We start from the raw sequence: 19,335 nt of genomic DNA on the forward strand, positions 1-19,335 counted from the left end.
CCGTGATCGGGCTGGACGCTAATCTCCTTTCGGGCCGGTTGCAAGCTAACATGTTGGCGTGCACATAGTATCGCCACATCCTTCCTCCCCGCCGCCGAATCCCCTGCGAGAGCCGCCCGTGACGAGCCCGCCCCGCATCGATTCCCACCAGCATTTCTGGCGGCTCGCCCGTGGCGACTATGGCTGGCTGACGCCGGCACTGAAGCCGATCCACCGCGATTTCGAGCCCGCCGATCTCGCCCCGCATCTGGCGCAGCACGACATCGCCTCGACCATCCTCGTCCAGGCCGCCGCGACCGAGGCCGAGACGCATCACCTGCTCGCGCTCGCCGCGACCACCCCCTTCGTCGCGGGCGTCGTCGGCTGGACCGATTTCGAAGCGCCCGACGCCCCCGCCAGCATCGCCGCCCTCGCCGCCGACCCGCTGCTCGTCGGCTTGCGCCCCATGGTGCAAGACATCCCCGATCCCGACTGGCTCGCGAAACCCGCCCTCGCACCGGCCTTCGCGGCACTTAAACAGCACGGCCTCGTCTTCGACGCGCTGGTGAAGCCGCCGCAGATCCCCGCGCTCCTCAAGCTGCTGGAGCGCGAGACGGAACTGCCCGTCGTCATCGACCACGGCGCCAAGCCGGACCTCACCGGCTCCGATCTCTCCGCCTGGCGCGGCGGCATCGCGGCTTTGGCCGCGCGGCCGAACACGACCTGCAAGCTCTCCGGCCTCGTCACCGAAGCCGGACCCGGCTGGCGCGAGGCGACGCTGGCCCCGGCCGTCGCCCAGCTCCTCGCCTGTTTCGGGCCGGAGCGCCTGCTCTGGGGCAGCGACTGGCCGGTCGCGACGCTCGCCGCCGCGTACGACCAGTGGCTCGCCGCCGCCGAGCGCCTCACCGCGACGCTCACCGGGCCTGAGCGCGCCGCGATCTTCGGCGGCAACGCCGCCCGCATCTATCTGACGAAGAGGGGCCGCCGCCCATCATGCTGAAAAACCTCGACCCCGTCCTTTCCGCCGACCTGCTCTGGGTGCTCGCCGCGATGGGCCATGGCGACGACCTCGCGCTGGTCGATGCCAATCACCCGGCGCAAACCATCGCCAGCGCCACCACCAGCGGCCGCCTGATCCGCCTACCCGGCCTGACGATGCAGCGCACTGCGCGCGCCATCCTCTCGGTGCTGCCGATCGACGATTTCGAGCCTGAGCCGCTGCGACGCATGGAAGTCGTCGGCGATGCCGCCGCGATCCCCGAAGTCCAGCGCGCCGTGCAGGCCGAGATCGACAAGGCACTCGGCCGCCCCGCACCGCTGGCCGGCATCGAGCGCTTCGCCTTCTACGATCAGGCGCGGCGCGCCTTTGCCGTGGTGCAGGTCGGCGATCCCCGCCCCTATGGCTGCTTCCTGCTGCGCAAGGGCGTCATCGCCGGCGAGCCGGGCTAATCTCACGAACCCTTGGCGATAGCCTGCTTCAGGCGCGCGACGGCCTCCGTCGCGCCGGCCCGGACCGTGACCTCCAGCGTCGGCGCCTCGCGCTCGATCATCTCGATCAGCGTCTCCGGCGTGATCTCGGCCCGTTGCTGGGTGAGCTTCAGCACGGCATTGGCGATGATGTTCGGCCAGAACGCCGCCCCGCCCTTGGCCAGCCCCTTGGCCTTGCGGCCCTCGAATTCCTGGGCGAGCTGTTCGGGGGTCTTGCGGGCCATGGTCTCGTTACCTGTTTCGGATTGAGCCGCTGCCTATCACGAAATGCCGGCTCTGCCTGCCCTTCTCGAGTCGCACTGCCCTGCCCGCGCATCGGGTCCGCGACAATCGCATTTGCATCCGGCCGCGACGCCGGATCGCCCTGCGTCCTGTCGGACGCGAAGTGGCGATCCAGACTTTTGCTCCGGCATCGGATTCTTCCGAAAAGTGGATTCCCCTTTTCGGTCCGATGCACTAGCAGGAGCGGCGCCCGAGGCAGGCCGGTAATGCGGCTGCCCGTTCAGGACCAGACCATGCCCCGCCTCGCCTTGCTCGCCGCCGTCACCGGCATCCTCCTCGCCACCCCGTCCGCCGCCCGGATCACCGACCCGGAGCAGAGCTGCGCCGACTGGCTGAAATCCGGCGCCCACCGCAAGAGCGAATACGCCGCCAGCGTCGCGGAGAAGATCAGGGCCTTCTGCGCCGCCCACCCGAAGATGAAGGCCATCGACGCCGAAATGACGATGACGGGGGATTGAGGGGGGGCGCTCGGGCTCTCTTTCCCTCTTCTCGACCAAAAGCTCTCTCTTGCGTCATGCTCGGGCTTGACCCGAGCATCTCATGACACGAAGGCTCGGGAGCCTCTTCCTGCCGGAGATTCTCGGGTCTGCGCTTCGCTCCGCCCGAGAATGACGCATGGGTTTGCTCCGCCCGCACCGAGGCGCGGCGGCTTCATTGAGGGGCAGCGGAGCGCCGCGAGGCGCGAGGGTCTAGGGCCGCTTCCATTGAGCCAGGATGCGGCGCGGATGGATTGAGCCACCATCCGCACGCCCCGTGGCGCTCCGCTCGACGGCGTTCTTAAGTCTCCGGGCCGCGCTTATACGGCAGGGCGTTTCGCTGACCTGCGAGCCTCGACACCAGTTCGGCAGAAACGCTTGCGCGATCTCCTTTGTCTCGTGCAGCGGATGATCCCGAAAAGGGCTGAGCCGCCTTTCGGTCCGATGCCGGCCTTGTCGCGTCCTGGCCCCGCAGATGCGGTGCCGCCATGCCTTCCAGCGAGCTCCTCGCACAGGGGCCGTAGTACCCCCAGGGCGGTGCCCCGAAGCCTCCCGGGAGTGGGTCGTAACCCCACCCGCAGGCGCCGTCCCCGCCCCGCCAACGGCATACCTCCGGATGGCTGCCCCTCGGGGACGAGGTGGGGTGAGGATAGGCGCCGCGTGTGAGGGAGGGGATAAGATTTCATGGCGGAAGTGCAGGATCATCCTCTTCAGCAAGAAAGAGGTATCATCGCCCGTAAAATCACAAAGCGGCCTCCTCCTGCCAACGAAGATGCGTCCACCCCAAAGCGTCCACAAGGTAGACTGACATAAGCTTATAAATCAGCTTATTTGAGACAATTACGGTTCTAATCCCATCGGCATATGAGGCGACTTGGTAGGGAGGAAAGTGAAATTCGATTCCCTCACCAGAAAAGCTGAAGTTCCTAAAATGCGACCAATCTTCGGTGCCATTATTGATCCACTCATTATATAGGTCGCGATTTCCGTATTCGTCAGAAATCAAATCTATAGCCAACTGCGATCTAACGGCCCTCTGGATAACGCTGAAGGCGGCTTCTAATTCAACAAATATTTCCTGAATTTCGGATATTCGGGTAATTGGCTCCAATGTAAAATTGAAGCTTTCAATCCATTCCATTCCATGGGCCGCCCCAGCGTTATATGTATGCATAAAATAAGGCACGCATATTACATGATTGACGACAACAGGCTCACGGCAATGGGCGGAAAATACATTTGTTCGTCGATATCGACTTTGACCAAAATTATAATCAACAGAATTCTGTGAAAATTTTGATCTCCTGTTTCCCGAAGCTAATTCCGATATGCGCCCTCGAACCATATCTGTGATATCACCGACCTTTGGAATGTCAGACGAGCTCATCGAAAATATATTATACTCTATCTCATACCCGGGTAATCCATCCCAAGATTCCTTGAAGGTGTTGCTTACCCATCTAATTCGAGAATCCGATTGTACGTGCTGAGCATGTTGACCCAATTGAGAAATCTGCTGAGATATGGACTCTATTATCTTCTCTATAGAGCCACTTTCCCAAGCTTTTACCATATGTAAATGCCGGACAGATTCCGGAAATTCGGAAAGAGAATCAATCAAGACGGGTATTATATAAATATCGCTCGTTAGTTTTTCTTCCGCTTGCTCTAAAGCGATTTTAATTTCCCTTTGTGCATACCCGCGCCTATCAACCGATAATTCAGACATAAAAACTACAACGATAGCCGCCTTCCCTAAAGCGCGGCGAATTTCGAGATTCCAGTTTTGTCCCGCTCTAATACAGCGGTGATCCATCCAAACATTCAAGCCAGAATGCTCTAATCGATCGACAATAGGGTCGACTCTCTCGCGATCAGGACTGGCATAGCTAATGAAAATAAGTGGAGCGCCCTCATCCATATTTTTCAATAGCCCGTTCTCAGCCTCGAAACCTAACTTCAATAAGCATCGTCGACTTCGATGCCAAGCGCCCGGCGTGTGCTTTTGAGCACCTGTGAGTCAGCACTTGAACGAAGTCAGACCCACCATGATGTGCATCACAGCTACCGCTTGACTCCCCCTGCCTCCCATCCTAACCCCATCGACGGGACACGCCCCCCCAACGGGGCGCGCCCATCTGTAAGGATGGAGACATCGATGGCGAATACCGCACCGAACACGCGTCCGCGCGTGCCTAACTTCTCGTCCGGCCCCTGCGCCAAGCGCCCCGGCTGGGCCCTCAAGAACCTCTCCGACGCCCCGCTCGGCCGCTCGCACCGCGCCAAGATCGGCAAGGACAAGCTGAAAGCTGCGATCGACCTGACGCGCGAGGTGCTGCAGGTTCCCGCCGATTACCGCATCGGCATCGTGCCGGCCTCCGATACCGGCGCTGTCGAGATGGCGCTCTGGTCCTTGTTGGGCGCCCGCGGCGTCGACATGGTCAGTTGGGAGAGCTTCGGCGCCGGCTGGGTCACCGATGTCGTCAAGCAGCTCAAGCTTGCGGATGTCCGCACCTTCGACGCCCCCTATGGCGAATTGCCGAACCTGAAGAAGGTCGACACCAAGAACCGCGACGTCGTCTTCACCTGGAACGGTACCACCTCGGGCGTGCGCGTCGTCGACGCCAGCTGGATCGCTGACGATCGCGAGGGGCTGACCATCTGCGACGCCACCTCCGCCGCCTTCGCCCAGCGCCTCGACTGGCCAAAACTCGATGTCGTCACCTTCTCCTGGCAGAAGGTGCTCGGCGGCGAGGCCGCGCATGGCATGATCGTGCTCTCGCCGCGCGCCGTCGCCCGGCTCGAAAGCTACAAGCCGGCCTGGCCGCTGCCGAAAATCTTCCGCATGACCTCGGGCGGCAAGCTGATCGAGGGCATCTTCACCGGCGAGACCATCAACACCCCCTCCATGCTGGCGGTCGAGGACTATATCGACGCGCTGGAATGGGCCCGGAAGGTGGGCGGGCTCGACGGCTTGGTGAAGCGCGCCGACGGCAATGCCCGCGTCATCGCCAAGTTCGTGCGCGAGAACGACTGGATCGACTTCCTGGCCGTGAAGCCGAAGACGCGCTCCAATACGAGCGTGTGCCTGAAGTTCACCGACCCGACTGTTACCGCCCTGCCGGCGGACGCGCAGGCGGCCTTTGCCAAGCAGGTGGTCTCGATCATCGAGAAGGCCGGCGCCGGCTACGATCTCGGCCATTACCGCGACGCCCCTCCCGGCCTGCGCATCTGGTGCGGCGCGACCGTCCAGTCGCGCGACGTGAAAGCGCTGCTGCCCTGGATCGCCTATGCCTTCGCGGAGGCGAAGGCCGGGCTCGGCAAGAAGGCGGCCTGATCAAGCCGTCATGGTCGGGCTAGACCCGACCATCTCTTTCCAGAAGAGGCGCCACCCTGCGCCTCCGCGTCCCGAGATGGCCGGGTCAAGCCCGGCCATGACGCTCTCTCCCCATTCATGCGCCGGACCGCTCCTCGTGTAGCGCCGCGCCAGCCGGAGCCTCCCATGCCCGCCCCGAAAGTCCTGATTTCCGACGCCCTCTCCCCCGCCGCCGTCCAGATCTTCAAGGACCGTGGCATCGACGTGACCTTCGATCCGAACCTCGGCAAGGACAAGGACAAGCTCGCCGCGATCATCGGCGACTATGACGGCCTCGCCATCCGCTCGGCCACCAAGGCGACCGCCAAGCTGCTGGAGCAGGCGACGAACCTCAAGGTCATCGGCCGCGCCGGCATCGGCGTCGACAATGTCGAGATCCCCGCCGCGACCGCGCGCGGCGTGATCGTGATGAACACGCCTTTCGGCAACTCGATCACCACCGCCGAGCACGCCATCGCCATGATGTTCGCGCTCGCCCGCCAGATTCCCTCCGCCGATACCTCGACCCAGGCCGGCAAGTGGGAGAAGAACCGCTTCATGGGCGTCGAGATCACGGCCAAGACGCTCGGCCTGATCGGCGCCGGCAATATCGGCTCGATCGTCGCCGAGCGTGCCATCGGCCTGAAGATGCGCGTCATCGCCTATGACCCCTACCTGTCGCCGGAACGCGCCGTCGCGCTGGGAGTCGAGAAGGTCGAGCTGGAAGACCTGCTGAAGCGCGCCGACTTCATCACGCTGCATGTGCCCATGACCGAGAAGACCAAGAACATCCTCTCGGCCGAGGCGCTGGCTAAGACCAAGAAGGGCGTGCGCATCATCAACTGTGCCCGCGGCGGCCTCGTTGACGAGCAGGCGCTGGCCGATCTGATCAAGTCCGGCCATGTCGCGGGCGCGGCCTTCGACGTGTTCTCGGTCGAGCCGGCCGAGCAGAACCCGCTCTTCGGTTTGGACAACGTGGTCTGCACGCCGCATCTCGGCGCCTCCACCAACGAGGCGCAGGAGAATGTCGCCCTACAGGTCGCCGAGCAGATGAGCGACTACCTGCTCAAGGGCGCGATCACCAACGCGGTGAACTTCCCCTCGATCACGGCGGAAGAAGCCCCGCGCGTGAAGCCCTTCGTCGATCTCGCCGAGAAGCTCGGCTCCTTCCTCGGCCAGCTGACGGAAGCGCCGGTCAAGGGCATCCGCATCGAGTACGAAGGCGCGGTCGCCCATCTCAACCTCAAGGCGATCTCGGCTGCCGCGATCACCGGCGTGCTCAGGCCCTTCCTGCCCGAGATCAACATGGTCAACTCGGCCATGGTGGCGAAGGAGAAGGGCATCGTCGTCGAGGAACTGACCCGCGAGGTCGCCGGCAATCTCGAAAGCGTCATCCGTATCGTCGTCGAGGCCGAGGACATGCCGCGCCACGCCTCCGGCACGGTGTTCCAGGACGGCAAGCCGCGCATCGTCGAGATCCGCGACATCGCTGTCGATGCCGAGTTCGCGCCGCACATGCTCTACGTGCGCAATGCCGACAAGCCGGGCTTCATCGGCCAGTTCGGCTCGCTCCTGGGCCAAGCCGGCGTCAATGTCGCGACCTTCGCGCTCGGCCGCGACAAGCCCGGCGGCGACGCGATCTGCTATGTCTCGGTCGACGAGCCGATCTCGGACGAATTGCTGGCCAAGATCCACGAGATCCCGATGGTCAAGCGCGCGCGGCGGCTGAAGTTCTGATCGTGCTCAACCCGCTGAAGGCTCTCGTCGCCGCGCCTGCCGCGGCGGCGGAGCCTATCCATTTCGAGGTCCGCCGCGACGAGGCGGCGGGCCTCTGGTACGCGATCGATACCGGCGAGCTCGGCATCGTCACCGAGGCCGAGACGCTGGACGGCCTCCGCGAGCGGCTGACGCAGCTCCTGCCGGAATGCTTCGGCATCGAGAATTGCCCGGTCGAGCTGTCGCTCTGCGATGCGGAGAATGGCGAGCCGGCCTGAGTGCCGCCGCAACCTTGCCGCAATATCACGGCCCTGTGATCGCTCCATCGCAGAGGATCGCCCATGCCTGCCCTTGCCCGCCTCGCCGCCGTTGCCCTTGCCTGCCTGACGGCCGCCCCGGCCCTCGCCGACTGGGACCGCGACAAGCTCGACAAGGCGATCGAGGGCATCGAGCAGGCCTCGAAGGGCCGCCTCGGCGTCGCTCTGATGGACCTGCGCGACCGCAAGCTCTGGTCGCATCGCGGATCCGAGACCTTCCCGATGCAGAGCGTCTTCAAGCTGCCATTGGCAGTCGCGGTGCTGCAGCAGGTCGAGGCCGGCAGGTTCAAGCTCGACCAGCCGATCACGGTGACCCGCAAGGATTTCTCGCTGTTCCACAGCCCGCTGGTGAAAAGCTTCAAGGGCGAGCGCAACGACTATCCCCTGCGCGAATTGATCCGGCTCGCGGCGGGTGAGAGCGACAACACCGCCGCCGACCTGCTGATGCGCGAGATCGGCGGGCCGCAGGTCGTGACGAAGATGCTGCGCGATGGCGGCGTCCAGGGCATGTCGGTCGACCGCTACGAGCGCCTGTTCCAGCCGGAGATCTACGGGCTCAAGGGCTTCAGCTGGGATGACACGGTGGACGAGAAGGCCTTCCGCGCCGAGCTCAAGGCGATGCGGCCGCGCCTGCGCATCGCCGCCCTGTCGAATGCGCTCAAGGACAAGCGCGACGCCTCGACCCCGGAAGCGAGCGCGCAATTCCTCGAGGCCTTCGCCAAGGGCAACTGGCTGCGCGATCCCGCCCATACCGCCTTCATCGAGAAGATCGTGGCGGAATCGAAGGTCGGCACCGACCGGCTCAAGGCCGGCCTGCCGGCGGGCACGCGCTTCGCCCATCGCACCGGGCTCGGCCTCACCACGGACGGGATCAATCACGCCACCAACGATATCGGCGTCGCGACGCTGCCGGACGGCCGGCGCTTCGTCATCGTGACCTATCTCGCCGGCTCCCGCGCCGATGCCGACGAGCGCTCGGCGGCTTTGGCGGATGTGGCGCGGCTGGCGGTCTCGGCGCTGCGCTGAAAAGCGTTGCTGGCTTATACTTTATCTCGTCTTGCGCCTCAGGTTGCCCTCTTCCAGTCTAACGTTTGGGGGACAGCACATGGGCAGCTCGGTTTTCAGGGTGGGAGCCTCACAGCCGCCCCCCTTGTTCACGGACGATGGCCTCAACGACAATGCCATCGTCGGCATGTGGTATTGGGACGTGCTGAACGACCGCCTCTACGCCGACGCGCGCATGGCCGTGCTTTTCAACGTCGATCCGCTGGAGGCGATGCGCGGCACGCGATGTGATGCCTATGTCGACGGCATCCACCCGGACGACCGCGATGGCGTAGCGCAGGAGATCGAGCGCTGCGTCAGGGCGGCGATCGATTTCCACTACGAGTATCGGATTGTACCCGCCGCAGGCGAGCGACTGATCTCAGCCTTCGCCCGATGTCATCGGACAGAGGAAGGCTGCACCGGCCATTATGTCGGGATGGCCTTCGACGTCACGCAGCAGCGCAGTGCCGAATCCACCACGGCGACCTCCCGCGTCGCCGGTCACGTCCTGCAGGCCTATAGCATCGCCAAGCAGATCACCGACGAGGAACTCAAGCGGAAACTCAAGGATGTGCTGATGCGGCTCGGCATGAATCTCGCGGCCGAGGTCAAAGAGCGGTCGGTCTGATTACCGCCCCAGCCGCTCGGCGATGAAGATACCGCCGAGCACGAGGGCCAGCGCCAGCGCGTGATAGAGCCCGAAGGGCTCGCCGATGATCAGCACGGCGAGAATCGGCGCGAAGACCGGCACGAGATTGACGAAGACGCCGGCCCGGCCGGGCCCGATCAATTCGATCGCACGCATGAAGGAGAGCTGCGAGACGATCGACGGGAAGATCACCGTGAAGGCAAGGATCAGCCAGCCCTGCGGCGTCGGCATATAGGAGCGCCCGAGCGCGATCTCGGTCGCCAGCAGCGGCAGCGAGGCGAGGCAAGCGAAGCTCGCCATCGCCGTGAAGAAGACGAGCCCCGGCACGGCCGGCCGCTTGCGTACGCCGACGGTGAAGCCCGCATAGAGCACGCAGGCGATGATCATCAGCACATCGCCCGGCACGAAGCGGAAGGCCATGAGGATATGGATGTCGCCCCGGCTCGCCGTGACGGCGACGCCGAGCAGCGTCACCGCGACACCGATCGCCTGCATCGGGGTGATCTTCGTACGGAACACCAGGAAGGCACCCATCAGCACGAAGACCGGGATCGCGCCCTGCAAGATGCCGATATTGATCGCGCTGGTCGAATAGGCCGCGAGATACATCAGCGTGTTGAAGGTGGTGAAGCCGAGCGTGCCGAGCACCGCGATCAATCGCCAATGCGCGCGCAGCACCGGCCAGTGCTCGCGCAATTGATCGCGCAGCAGCAGGGGCATGATCGCGCAGACCGCCACCCAGCGCAGCGAGGTCAGCATCATCGGCGAGATGTTGCCGACGGCGAGCCGGCTTGCCACGGCGTTGCAGCCCCACATCAAGGTGGTCAACACCATCAGCAGGTAGGCATTGCCCCAGGCGCGTTGCAGCCAAGTCTGGGTAGGGTGCACGTTTCCGCCCTGTTGCGAGAAAGGGCTCATGCAATACCCTTGCGTGTACCCGGCTCATATGAGATCGGGCGCACACCTGCCCGTCGCCCTGCGCATCCCTGCGGAATACCCCGATGATCGAAACCAGCGCCCGCCCGCTCCGCCTGCTCTTCGTCGACGGCAATATGCGCGACACCCGCGAGGGGCTGCGCCAGTCCTATGGCATGGCCTATGGCGAGGCCTATGCCGCCGAGATCGCGGCGTTCGAGCCGGGCATCGTCTCCGATATCTGCCTGCCGGCCGACGAGGGTGCGAACCTCCCCGACGGCGAAGGGCTTGAATCCTATGACGGCATCTTCCTGACCGGCTCGGCCCTGCACATCTACGATACCGCCCCGCCCGTGACCCGCCAGATCGACCTGATGCGCGCGATCTATGCCAGCGGCACGCCCTGCTTCGGCTCCTGCTGGGGCATCCAGGTCGGCTCCGTCGCGGCCGGCGGCACCGTCACCGCCAATCCGAAGGGCCGCGAGACCGGCTTCGCCCGCCGGATCACGCCGACCGAGGCCGGCCGCAACCACGCCTTGCTCGCCAGCCGCCCGGCCGCCTTCGATGCGCCCGCGATCCATCTCGACACCATCGCGCTGCCGGCGCACGGCACGACGATCCTCGCCTCCAACGCCTACAGCCAGGTCCAGGCCGCCGAGATCAAGCATAATGGCGGCACCTTCTGGGGCGTGCAGTACCATCCCGAATTCTCGCTGAAGCAGATCGTCGCGATCCTCGATCGCCGGGTGCCGCTGATGATCAAGGAGGGCTTCCGCAAGGACGAGGCTTCCGCGAAAGCCTGGCTCGACGACATGCTGACGCTCGATGCCGAGCCCGACCGGCAGGACCTCGCCTGGGCGCATGGCCTCGACCGCGAGGTGCTCGACACCGAGCGCCGCGTCACCGAGTTGCGCAACTTCATGGAGCATCGCGTCAAGCCGCATGCCAGCACGCGCGGCCGCGCCTGATCCCCGCACAAGTTTCGCCTGCAAACCTTGCCATGACGCCGGGCGATCGCTAGATCAGCGGCCGCGAGGCCACGACCTCCCCCAACCTGGGACATGTGCCGGGACGACCCGGCAAACCATGGGGGACCCGCTATGGCGTGGCTCTATCTGTTTTCCGCCGGCCTTCTCGAGATCGTCTGGGCTTTCACCATGAAGCAGTCGGACGGCTTCACACGTCCGATGCCCACCGCGATCACCATCGTCACGATGATCGGCAGCTTCGCCCTGCTCTCTCTGGCGATGCGCTCGCTGCCGCTCGGCACGGCCTATACGATCTGGACCGGCATCGGCGCGGTCGGCGCCTTCCTCGTCGGCGTCACCGTGCTCGGCGAAGCGCTCACGCCGATGCGCATCGCCGCCGCGGTACTGATCGTCTCCGGCCTCGTCATGATGAAGCTCTCGGCGAGCTGACGGCCGGACTTGCCAAAATCGCCTGCTGCTTCTAGGCAGGCCGGGCCTCGGGACGACCCGCGGCCTTCGCACCTCACAGGGGACGGCCCCACGACGCGGAATGCTCCGCGCCGTCGCGCAACCCCGTGAGCGGAGGCCTTCGCCTTGGCCAATCCCAGTGACCAGTTCATCGTCAAGACTCTCATTCCGTTCCGTGTCGGCGGGGTCGATCTCGGCTTCACCAACGCGGCCCTGATGATGGTACTCGCCACCGCCGCGATCGCCGGCGGGCTGATCCTCGCGACGCGCTCGCGCGCCATCGTCCCCGGCCGCACGCAGGCGCTGGCCGAGATGCTCTACGAGTTCGTGGCGAAGACATTGACCGACGCGACCGGGCGCGAGGGGTTGCGTTTCCTGCCGCTGATCTTCTCGCTCTTCATGTTTGTCCTGGTGCTCAACCTGTTCGGCATGATCCCCGGCGCCTTCACGGTCACGAGCCATATCGTCGTGACCTTCGCGCTCGCCATGCTGGTGATGGCGACGGTCATCGGCTACGGCGTGCTGCGCCATGGCTTCGGCTTCCTGCGGCTTTTCGTGCCGTCGGACGTGCCGAAATGGCTCCTGCCCTTCATCACGCTGATCGAGATCGTCTCCTTCCTGTCGCGGCCGATCTCGCTGAGCCTGCGCCTCTTCGCCAACCTGCTCGGCGGCCATATCGCGCTCAAGGTTTTCGGCAGCTTCGTCGCGGCGCTGCTCGCGGCAGGTATGAGCTATTCCCTGCTCGCACCGCTGCCGCTGCTGATGACGGTCGCGCTCACCGCCTTCGAGTTCATGGTCGCGGTGTTGCAGGCCTATGTCTTCACCGTGCTCACCTGCATCTACCTGAACGACGCACTGCATCCCGGCCATTGATCAGCCGGGCCGCTCCTGCAAACGCAGGACGCATCGGGTGCCCGTCCCGCCTATCCGCATTCCGGCCCAATTCCGCCTTGGACGCGCCGAATTCGGCAGCGTCTATCACGGCGACGTGATTGCGATCTGGAGGGGATGATTTCGATGCGAAGCCATATTGCCGCCGCCCTGATTCTCGCGCCCGGCCTCGCCGCTGCGGCCGAGACCGAACTGACGAGCCGGATCGACCGCGTCACGGTCTTTCCGGACGGCGCTGTGGTGACGCGGCTCGGCAAGGCCGACCTGCTGCAGGGCGTCTCGCAGATCGTGCTGCGCGGCCTGCCGGCGACGATCGATCCCGCCTCGATACGTGTTGAAGGCAAGGGTGACGGTTCGTTCTCGGTCGGCGCGGTCGATGTCCGCGTCACGCCGGGCGATGCCAGGCCCGTTCTCGACACGGTGCTGGAGGAGAAGCTCAAGACGCTCCGCGACGAGAAGGAGAAGCTCTCCGGCCAGATCAGCGCGATCGAAGCGAAGCGCGACACGATCGAGCGCTTCGCGCAGGTCGGCCCCGACAAGCTCGGCCCCGACGGGAAGGCCCTGCCGGTTGCCGACTGGCCGGCGGTGTTCGAGGCGATCGGCACCGCGCTGGTCAAGGTTCAGGACGAGTTGCGCGGCACCCGCAACCGCCTCTCCGATGTCGAGGCCGAGATCGCGGCGCTGGAGCGCGCCCGTCCGCAGGCCGGCCGCCCCGGCGCGCCGAAGCGCGACGTCGCCATCTCCGTCGAGGCGCTGCAGCCGGTCGCGGCGGAGTTCACCGTGACCTATCGCGTCACCGGCGCGAACTGGACGCCGACCTACGAGGCGCGCCTGACCACGACCGGCGAGAAGCCGGAAATCGCCCTGACGCGCCGCGCCGAGATCCGCCAGCGCACCGGCGAGGCCTGGGACGATGTCGCGCTCGCGCTCTCGACCACGCGCTCAGCCGGGGGCACCCGCGCGCCGGACCTTACCCCGATGCAGGTCGCCTTCTTCGAGCCGCCGGTGGTCTATGAGAGCCGCCCGCGCCTCGGTGCCGCGCCCGCTCCCATGGCGGCCCGCGCCAAAGCCGAAGCCGAAGTGGCGGCGGACACGTTGGCCAAGCAGTCGCAGCGCTCCGCCGCGCCGAAGCCCGCCGAAATTCAGGTCGCGACGATTGAGGCCGGCGCCTATCAGGCGAATTTCCAGGTGCCCGGCCGCGCCACGATCCCGCAGGACGGCAGCTCCAAGACGGTGACGCTGACCCAGCGCAAGGCGGAAGCGACGCTCGCTGCCCGCACCGTGCCGGAGCTGGAACAGAAGGCCTATCTGGAGGCCGGCTTCACCCATGAGGAGGAGGCGCCACTGCTGGCCGGGCGCGTCGCGCTGCATCGCGACGGCACCTATGTCGGCATGGGCCAGTTCAACCTCGTCGCACCGGGTGACAAGGTCGAGCTCGGCTTCGGCGCCGACGACCGCATCAAGGTCTCGTTCGCGCCGGTGAAGCGCCGCGAGAACGAGCCGAGCTGGCTCGGCCAGACCCGCACCGATCTGCGCGAGTTCCGCACGGTGGTGAAGAGCTTGCACGCCAAGCCGGTCAGGATCACCGTGCTGGAGCGCATCCCCTTCTCGGAGAGCAGCGCGATCACGGTCGAGACCATCGCCGCCCAGACCACGCCACCGACCGAGAAGCAGGTCGGTGACCGCCGCGGTGTCGCCTCCTGGACCTTCGATCTGGCACCCGGTGCCGAGAAGGAGATCAAGCTCGCCTACCGCATCAAATGGCCGGGCGACCGCGAGCTCTCTTACGAGGAGCAGCCGCTGCCGGGGCGGTAGGCCGGCAGCCCTAGCCTCAGAGCCCCAAACCCATCTCGATCTCGCGCTTGCGGCCGAGATCGTTCATCCAGGTGCGGAACTTGGGTTGCGCCTCGATCTGGTGGGCGTAGTGCCGCCGCAGCGCCTGCGTGAGCCTGCCGCCGCGGCTGAGCTGCTCGTCGGCAAAGCCGATCATCACCGAATTCGGCCAGGCCTGTGGCCTGATCTCGCGCAGACGGGCGAACAGCGCATCCTCGTCCTCGGCCGCATCAGCCTGCGCCATCAGGGTCATCATCGCCGCCGTCGAGCGCGAGATGCCCATGTGGCAATGCACGAGGAGATGGCCCTTCACGCGGCCCGTCGCGGTCTCGCGCAGGCCCTCGCCGAAGTTGATGATCTCGCCGACATGCTCCGGCGTCGGCATGGTCTGGCCGGGCTTCGGATCGATGATGTCATGGAAGCGCAACGTGACGCGGTGGTGCTCGCCATAGGTCCCGAAAGCGTCGATCTCGGCCCGGTCGGGATCGATCACCGAGAGCACATGCGTCACCTCGCGGGCGCTGTTGCCGGGCAATTCCTCGATGCCGCAGATCGTCAGGGTCGAGATGGACAGGGTCTTCATGGCGCGCCTCCGCTACGGAGCCCGCCGCCTAGCGCTCTTGCGCCGGCTATACAACCACCGGAAATGACGGGCTGCCCTGCATGATCGCGGCCGGCCCCGAAGGGCCGGCCGCGATATTCCTGATCAGGCGGCCTTGGCCTGCCCGAGTTCCTGATCGACGACGCCGACCCAGTAGCGCACGCCGTCCGGGATGATCTCGTCGTTGAAGTCGTAGAGCGGCGTATGCAGGCCGACGAAGGAGCCGTCCGGGTTGACGCCGTTGCCGATGCGCATGAAGGCGCCCGGACGCACCAGCATCATCTCGGCGAAATCCTCGCCGCCCGTGCCGGGCCGGAGCTGGCCGTTGACCTTCTCGGCGCCCACCGCCGCCGTGGCTGCAGCAACGCCGACCCGCACCTGCTCGGCCTCGTTCACCAGCGGGCTGGTGCCGCGATGGTAATAGGCCTCCGCCTTGCAGCCCCAGGCCTGCGCGGTGGCTGCCGCAAGTTCGGCGATGCGCCGCTCGACGATGTCGCGCACTTCCATGGAGTAGGTCCGCGCCGTGCCGCCGATGACGAGTTCGGAGGGGATCACGTTCGAAGCGTTGACGTCGCCGCCATGGATGAAGCCGACACTGATCACCGCCGTGTCGAGCGGGGCGACGTTGCGGCCGATGATGCCCTGCAGGCCGAGCACGAAATGCGCCTGCGCGTAGGTGATGTCGGTCGAGCGATGCGGCTGCGAGCCGCCATGGCCGCCGACGCCGTGGAAGGTGACCTTCCAGAAATCCGCCGCCGCCAGGAACGGGCCGACCGTGGTGCCGAAGGTGCCGGGCGCCATGCCGGGCGTGTTGTGCAGGCCGTAGATCGCGTCGCAGGGGAAGCGCTCGAACAGCTTGTCGGCGAGCATCGCGTTGGCGCCGCCGCGGCCTTCCTCGGCCGGCTGGAAGATCAGGTTGACGGTGCCCTCGAAATCCCGGTTCTCGGCAAGGTAGCGCCCGGCCGCGAGCAGCATCGTGGTGTGCCCGTCATGGCCGCAAGCATGCATCCGGCCCGGATTCTTCGAGGAATAGGGCAGGTTCGTCGTCTCATCGAGCGCGAGGCAGTCCATGTCGGCGCGCAGGCCCACGGCACGGCCGGGCTTGTTGCCGCGGATCACGCCGACGACGCCGGTCTTGCCGACATTCTCGGTGACCTCGACGCCCCACTCACGAAGCTTGTCGGCGACGAGCTTGGCCGTACGGACTTCTTCGAGGCCGAGTTCGGGATGCTCATGGATGTCGCGGCGGATCGCGGTGAAGGCGGCGTGATGCTGGTCGAGCCAGGCGTCGAGCTTCGTCATGGTCGGTGAAATCCCCTCTCCTGTGGGCGGCACGCGGCATGGCCCCTCCAGTGCCGCCTGCTGACCCATAGCCCTTACGCCCGATTGTGGCAGCATCACTGCGCAGATGCTGCAGGGCGGCCATGCTCCGGCAGTTTATCCAGCCAAATCGAGGCCCTGGCTGCCGAAAAACTTGACCTGCGGGCCGTGTTGGCTCATGAGGGCTTGCAAGGACCTGCCCCGAAACCCCGGCCTTGCGCCGGGGTTTTGCATTTGCGCGGGCCGCTTGCACAAGGCAACGCGGTAACAGCAGGGACACCTCGCTCATGGCGAATGTTGTGGTGGTCGGCGCCCAGTGGGGCGACGAGGGCAAGGGCAAGATCGTCGACTGGCTCTCCAGCCAGGCCGATGTGGTCGTCAGGTTCCAGGGCGGCCATAACGCCGGCCATACGCTGGTCATCGACGGCGTCGTCTACAAGCTCTCGCTGCTGCCCTCCGGCATCGTCCGCCCCGGCAAGCTTTCGGTCATCGGCAACGGCGTCGTCGTCGATCCCTGGCACCTCGTCGAGGAGATCGGCAAGCTGCGCGCGCAAGGGGTGGCGATCACCCCGGACAACCTGCGCATCGCCGACAACGCGACGCTGATCCTGCCGCTGCACCGCGAGCTCGACCATTTCCGCGAGACCTCGAATGCCGGCATGAAGATCGGCACGACCAAGCGCGGCATCGGCCCGGCCTATGAGGACAAGGTCGGCCGTCGCGCCATCCGCGTCATCGACCTCAAGGACGAGGCGCTGCTCGAGGCCAAGATCGAGCGCCTGCTCGCCCATCACAACGCGCTGCGCCGCGGCCTCGGCATCGGCGAGGTCGATGCCGGCGAGCTGCTCGGCCAGCTCAAGGCGATCGCCGGCGAGGTGCTGCCTTATGCCACATCGGTCTGGGCGCTGCTCGATGCCGAGCGTCGCGCCGGCAAGCGCATCCTGTTCGAAGGTGCTCAAGGGGCCCTGCTCGACGTCGACCACGGCACCTATCCCTTCGTCACCTCCTCGAACATCGTCGCCGGCCAGGCCGCGACCGGGTCGGGCATGGGCCCCTCGGCGGTCGGCTATGTGCTTGGCATCGCCAAGGCCTACACCACCCGCGTCGGCGAAGGCCCCTTCCCGACCGAGCTTTTCGACGAGATCGGCGAATTGATCGGCACCAAGGGCAAGGAATTCGGCGTCGTCACCGGCCGCAAGCGCCGCTGCGGCTGGTTCGATGCCTGTCTCGTGCGCCAGACGGTCAAGACCTCCGGCATCGACGGCATCGCGCTGACCAAGCTCGACATCCTCGACGGCTTCAAGGAGATCAAGGTCTGCGTCGGCTACAAGCTCGACGGCCAGATCCTCGAGCATCTGCCGGCCGGCCAGAACGACCAGGCCCGCGTCGAGCCGATCTACGAGACCATCGAAGGCTGGGAAGGCTCCACCGCCAATGCCCGCTCCTGGGCGGACCTCCCGGCGCAGGCGATCAAGTATGTCCGCCGCATCGAGGAGCTGATCGGCGCCACCGTCGCCGTGCTCTCCACCAGCCCGGAGCGCGACGATACGATCCTCGTCCACAACCCTTTCGAGGGTTGACGGCGGGCTTCATCAGCGACAAGTGAGGCCAATGGCCGACTTCTATCCGATCCTGGCGCGTGCGGTCGCCGGGCTGCCCGAAACCTCCCCGGAGGCCCGGCGCGCCATCTACGACCGGGCGCGGGCTGCGCTCGTCGCGCAGTTGCGCGGGCTCGACCCGCCGCTGAGCGAGGCCGAGATCATGCGCGAGCGCCTGGCGCTCGACGAGGCGGTCGCCCGGATCGAGGCGGATTACGACGAGGCTCCTGCGCCGCCGCCGGCATCGGACGGCCCGGTGATCCGCACCATCGAGAGCCCGACGCTGCCGATCCGCCCGCCGACGCCGAAGAAGGCGCCGGAATTCGCGCCGCTCCCTGCCCCAGCAGGGCAGGATGACGGCGAGCCCTTGCCTGAGCCGGCCGAGTCGCAAGTGGCGCGCCCCCGGGTGCAGCCGCCGCGCGAGCGGCGCGTGAAGCCCGGCCATATCCGCTCCGCCGTCGTCGGCGGCGTCGTCGCGGTCGCGGTCGCGGCCATCGCCGCCACCGCCATCTATGTCCACAAGCTGCGGCCCCAGGACACTCCGCGCCCGAACAGCGATGCCGCTCAGCGGACCCAACCGGCCCAGCCCGACAATGCCGGCAAGATCGCCGAGCGCGCCGGCGAACCCGGCACGCCGCAGCAGAACCGGCCTACCGGCAACCAGCCGAACAACGCGCCCGGCACACCCGTGCCGCAGCCCGGCGGCGAGATCGCGGTCGCCCAGCGCGCCGTCCTCTTCATCGAGGTGCCCGAGACCCCGCAGCAGCCGCAGACCTCGACCGGTCGCGTGTTCTGGCGCCTCGACAGCGAGAGCGCCGGCCAGGGCCGTCCGATCGAAACCATCGTGCGCGCGACCGTCGAGATTCCCGATGTCGGCCTGAGCCTCGACTTCACCATCCGCCGCAACACCGATTCGGCCTTCCCGGCCTCGCACATCATCGGACTGCGCTTCACCAGCACCGGCGACCCGGCTTCCCAGACCGTCAAGGAAGTCGGCGTTCCCCAGTTCAAGAGCGTGGAAGGCGAGCGTGGCGCGCCGCTCTCGGCGATCAATTCGGCGCTGGGCGACAATCTCTTCGTGGCCGCGCTCTCGAATGTTCCGGTCGAGGTCGAGCGCAATATCGACCTCATCCTCAGCCGCAGCTGGATCGACGTGCCCGTGCGCTTCGCCTCCGGCCGGCGCGGCATCATCACCTTCGAGAAGGGCGTCTCCGGCAGCCAGACACTGGCCGACGCCTTCGGCCGCTGGCGGTAGAGGCGCGGCACGTCGGACGCACCCTTTTCCAGAGACGCGCGGATAGCGCGGGGAACCCTCTCCTGTAAGGAGAGGGCAGGGTGAGGTGTAGGCCGTTGGACGCTTAAACCGTGTCCTCACCGCAGCGGCGATCAAGGCGTGCATAATTGGTCGAGCGGCCGACACCTCACCCCTACC

The 19,335-nt window shown here is 66.0% G+C and carries 19 protein-coding genes; 14 read left to right on the plus strand and 5 right to left on the minus strand.

The features are described from left to right. The first annotated feature begins 118 nt into the window (after positions 1 to 118). Positions 119 to 979 (plus strand): amidohydrolase family protein, encoded by an 861-nt coding sequence (locus AC3WMA_RS09315; protein ID WP_492285105.1) that lies wholly within the window; start codon positions 119 to 121, stop codon positions 977 to 979. Then, on the plus strand, positions 973 to 1,428 hold the full coding sequence (locus tag AC3WMA_RS09320; protein WP_492285106.1) for an RbsD/FucU family protein: 456 nt from the start codon (positions 973 to 975) through the stop codon (positions 1,426 to 1,428). Before AC3WMA_RS09315 ends, AC3WMA_RS09320 begins: the two co-directional genes overlap by 7 nt. Positions 1,429 to 1,430: 2 nt before the next feature. Here the strand turns inward: AC3WMA_RS09320 and AC3WMA_RS09325 are convergent, their stop codons facing one another. Then, entirely contained in the window at positions 1,431 to 1,691 is a 261-nt protein-coding gene (locus AC3WMA_RS09325; protein ID WP_492285107.1) for a hypothetical protein, read from the minus strand. Between the two features lie 291 nt (positions 1,692 to 1,982). On the opposite strand from AC3WMA_RS09325, the gene AC3WMA_RS09330 reads away from it, so the two are divergent. After that, on the plus strand, positions 1,983 to 2,207 hold the full coding sequence (locus tag AC3WMA_RS09330; RefSeq protein ID WP_492285108.1) for a hypothetical protein: 225 nt from the start codon (positions 1,983 to 1,985) through the stop codon (positions 2,205 to 2,207). A 760-nt stretch (positions 2,208 to 2,967) separates the two neighbouring features. Here the strand turns inward: AC3WMA_RS09330 and AC3WMA_RS09335 are convergent. Beyond that, entirely contained in the window at positions 2,968 to 4,188 is a 1,221-nt protein-coding gene (locus AC3WMA_RS09335; RefSeq protein ID WP_492285109.1) for a TIR domain-containing protein, read from the minus strand. A gap of 195 nt (positions 4,189 to 4,383) precedes the next feature. Between AC3WMA_RS09335 and AC3WMA_RS09340 the strand changes: the two genes are divergently transcribed. From AC3WMA_RS09340 to AC3WMA_RS09360, 5 genes are all read left to right on the plus strand, one after another. Beyond that, entirely contained in the window at positions 4,384 to 5,562 is a 1,179-nt protein-coding gene (locus tag AC3WMA_RS09340) for a phosphoserine transaminase (RefSeq protein ID WP_492285110.1), read from the plus strand. Between the two features lie 165 nt (positions 5,563 to 5,727). After that, a complete protein-coding gene (gene serA / locus AC3WMA_RS09345; protein ID WP_492285111.1) occupies positions 5,728 to 7,317 on the plus strand; it encodes a phosphoglycerate dehydrogenase in 1,590 nt (529 codons plus the stop codon). Positions 7,318 to 7,319: 2 nt separating this feature from the next. Next, complete coding sequence (locus AC3WMA_RS09350; RefSeq protein WP_492285112.1) at positions 7,320 to 7,574, plus strand: DUF1902 domain-containing protein; 255 nt, start codon at positions 7,320 to 7,322, stop codon at positions 7,572 to 7,574. 63 nt (positions 7,575 to 7,637) lie between these two features. Continuing rightward, positions 7,638 to 8,639: a class A beta-lactamase gene (bla, locus tag AC3WMA_RS09355; RefSeq protein WP_492285113.1), complete on the plus strand. Its 1,002-nt coding sequence runs from the start codon at positions 7,638 to 7,640 to the stop codon at positions 8,637 to 8,639. A gap of 124 nt (positions 8,640 to 8,763) precedes the next feature. Then, positions 8,764 to 9,288 carry a PAS domain-containing protein gene (locus AC3WMA_RS09360; protein ID WP_492285114.1) on the plus strand — a complete coding sequence of 175 codons (525 nt, stop codon included), beginning with the start codon at positions 8,764 to 8,766 and terminating at the stop codon, positions 9,286 to 9,288. Here AC3WMA_RS09360 and AC3WMA_RS09365 read toward each other — a convergent pair whose 3' ends face one another. Further along, a complete protein-coding gene (locus AC3WMA_RS09365; RefSeq protein WP_492285115.1) occupies positions 9,289 to 10,197 on the minus strand; it encodes a DMT family transporter in 909 nt (302 codons plus the stop codon). Positions 10,198 to 10,310: 113 nt separating this feature from the next. Between AC3WMA_RS09365 and AC3WMA_RS09370 the strand changes: the two genes are divergently transcribed. From AC3WMA_RS09370 to AC3WMA_RS09385, 4 genes are all read left to right on the plus strand, one after another. After that, on the plus strand, positions 10,311 to 11,192 hold the full coding sequence (locus AC3WMA_RS09370; RefSeq protein WP_492285116.1) for a type 1 glutamine amidotransferase: 882 nt from the start codon (positions 10,311 to 10,313) through the stop codon (positions 11,190 to 11,192). A 132-nt stretch (positions 11,193 to 11,324) separates the two neighbouring features. Then, positions 11,325 to 11,642, plus strand: a complete 318-nt coding sequence (locus AC3WMA_RS09375; RefSeq protein ID WP_492285117.1) for a DMT family transporter — start codon at positions 11,325 to 11,327, stop codon at positions 11,640 to 11,642. Between the two features lie 144 nt (positions 11,643 to 11,786). Continuing rightward, positions 11,787 to 12,533, plus strand: coding sequence for a F0F1 ATP synthase subunit A (locus tag AC3WMA_RS09380; protein WP_492285118.1), 747 nt, complete (start codon positions 11,787 to 11,789; stop codon positions 12,531 to 12,533). 144 nt (positions 12,534 to 12,677) lie between these two features. Continuing rightward, positions 12,678 to 14,366, plus strand: coding sequence for a mucoidy inhibitor MuiA family protein (locus AC3WMA_RS09385; RefSeq protein ID WP_492285119.1), 1,689 nt, complete (start codon positions 12,678 to 12,680; stop codon positions 14,364 to 14,366). Positions 14,367 to 14,382: 16 nt separating this feature from the next. Here AC3WMA_RS09385 and AC3WMA_RS09390 read toward each other — a convergent pair whose 3' ends face one another. Together AC3WMA_RS09390 and AC3WMA_RS09395 are read right to left on the minus strand one after the other, a co-directional pair. Beyond that, entirely contained in the window at positions 14,383 to 14,967 is a 585-nt protein-coding gene (locus AC3WMA_RS09390; protein WP_492285120.1) for a tyrosine phosphatase family protein, read from the minus strand. A gap of 123 nt (positions 14,968 to 15,090) precedes the next feature. Beyond that, positions 15,091 to 16,287 carry a M20 aminoacylase family protein gene (locus tag AC3WMA_RS09395; RefSeq protein ID WP_492285121.1) on the minus strand — a complete coding sequence of 399 codons (1,197 nt, stop codon included), beginning with the start codon at positions 16,285 to 16,287 and terminating at the stop codon, positions 15,091 to 15,093. Between the two features lie 305 nt (positions 16,288 to 16,592). Between AC3WMA_RS09395 and AC3WMA_RS09400 the strand changes: the two genes are divergently transcribed. Continuing rightward, on the plus strand, positions 16,593 to 17,885 hold the full coding sequence (locus tag AC3WMA_RS09400) for an adenylosuccinate synthase (protein WP_492285122.1): 1,293 nt from the start codon (positions 16,593 to 16,595) through the stop codon (positions 17,883 to 17,885). A 31-nt stretch (positions 17,886 to 17,916) separates the two neighbouring features. Then, positions 17,917 to 19,158: a histidine kinase gene (locus tag AC3WMA_RS09405; RefSeq protein ID WP_492285123.1), complete on the plus strand. Its 1,242-nt coding sequence runs from the start codon at positions 17,917 to 17,919 to the stop codon at positions 19,156 to 19,158. Positions 19,159 to 19,335: the final 177 nt, after the last annotated feature.

This window comes from Allobosea sp. FW305-C-101, assembly GCF_058783685.1.

Coding starts and splice junctions, on each gene's coding strand:
- AC3WMA_RS09320 (WP_492285106.1), top strand. CDS start 973: ATGCTGAAAAACCTCGACCCCGTCCTTTCCGCCGACCTGCTCTGGGTG.
- AC3WMA_RS09325 (WP_492285107.1), bottom strand. CDS start 1,691: ATGGCCCGCAAGACCCCCGAACAGCTCGCCCAGGAATTCGAGGGCCGC.
- AC3WMA_RS09330 (WP_492285108.1), top strand. CDS start 1,983: ATGCCCCGCCTCGCCTTGCTCGCCGCCGTCACCGGCATCCTCCTCGCC.
- AC3WMA_RS09340 (WP_492285110.1), top strand. CDS start 4,384: ATGGCGAATACCGCACCGAACACGCGTCCGCGCGTGCCTAACTTCTCG.
- serA (WP_492285111.1), top strand. CDS start 5,728: ATGCCCGCCCCGAAAGTCCTGATTTCCGACGCCCTCTCCCCCGCCGCC.
- bla (WP_492285113.1), top strand. CDS start 7,638: ATGCCTGCCCTTGCCCGCCTCGCCGCCGTTGCCCTTGCCTGCCTGACG.
- AC3WMA_RS09370 (WP_492285116.1), top strand. CDS start 10,311: ATGATCGAAACCAGCGCCCGCCCGCTCCGCCTGCTCTTCGTCGACGGC.
- AC3WMA_RS09375 (WP_492285117.1), top strand. CDS start 11,325: ATGGCGTGGCTCTATCTGTTTTCCGCCGGCCTTCTCGAGATCGTCTGG.
- AC3WMA_RS09385 (WP_492285119.1), top strand. CDS start 12,678: ATGCGAAGCCATATTGCCGCCGCCCTGATTCTCGCGCCCGGCCTCGCC.
- AC3WMA_RS09390 (WP_492285120.1), bottom strand. CDS start 14,967: ATGAAGACCCTGTCCATCTCGACCCTGACGATCTGCGGCATCGAGGAA.
- AC3WMA_RS09395 (WP_492285121.1), bottom strand. CDS start 16,287: ATGACGAAGCTCGACGCCTGGCTCGACCAGCATCACGCCGCCTTCACC.
- AC3WMA_RS09400 (WP_492285122.1), top strand. CDS start 16,593: ATGGCGAATGTTGTGGTGGTCGGCGCCCAGTGGGGCGACGAGGGCAAG.
- AC3WMA_RS09405 (WP_492285123.1), top strand. CDS start 17,917: ATGGCCGACTTCTATCCGATCCTGGCGCGTGCGGTCGCCGGGCTGCCC.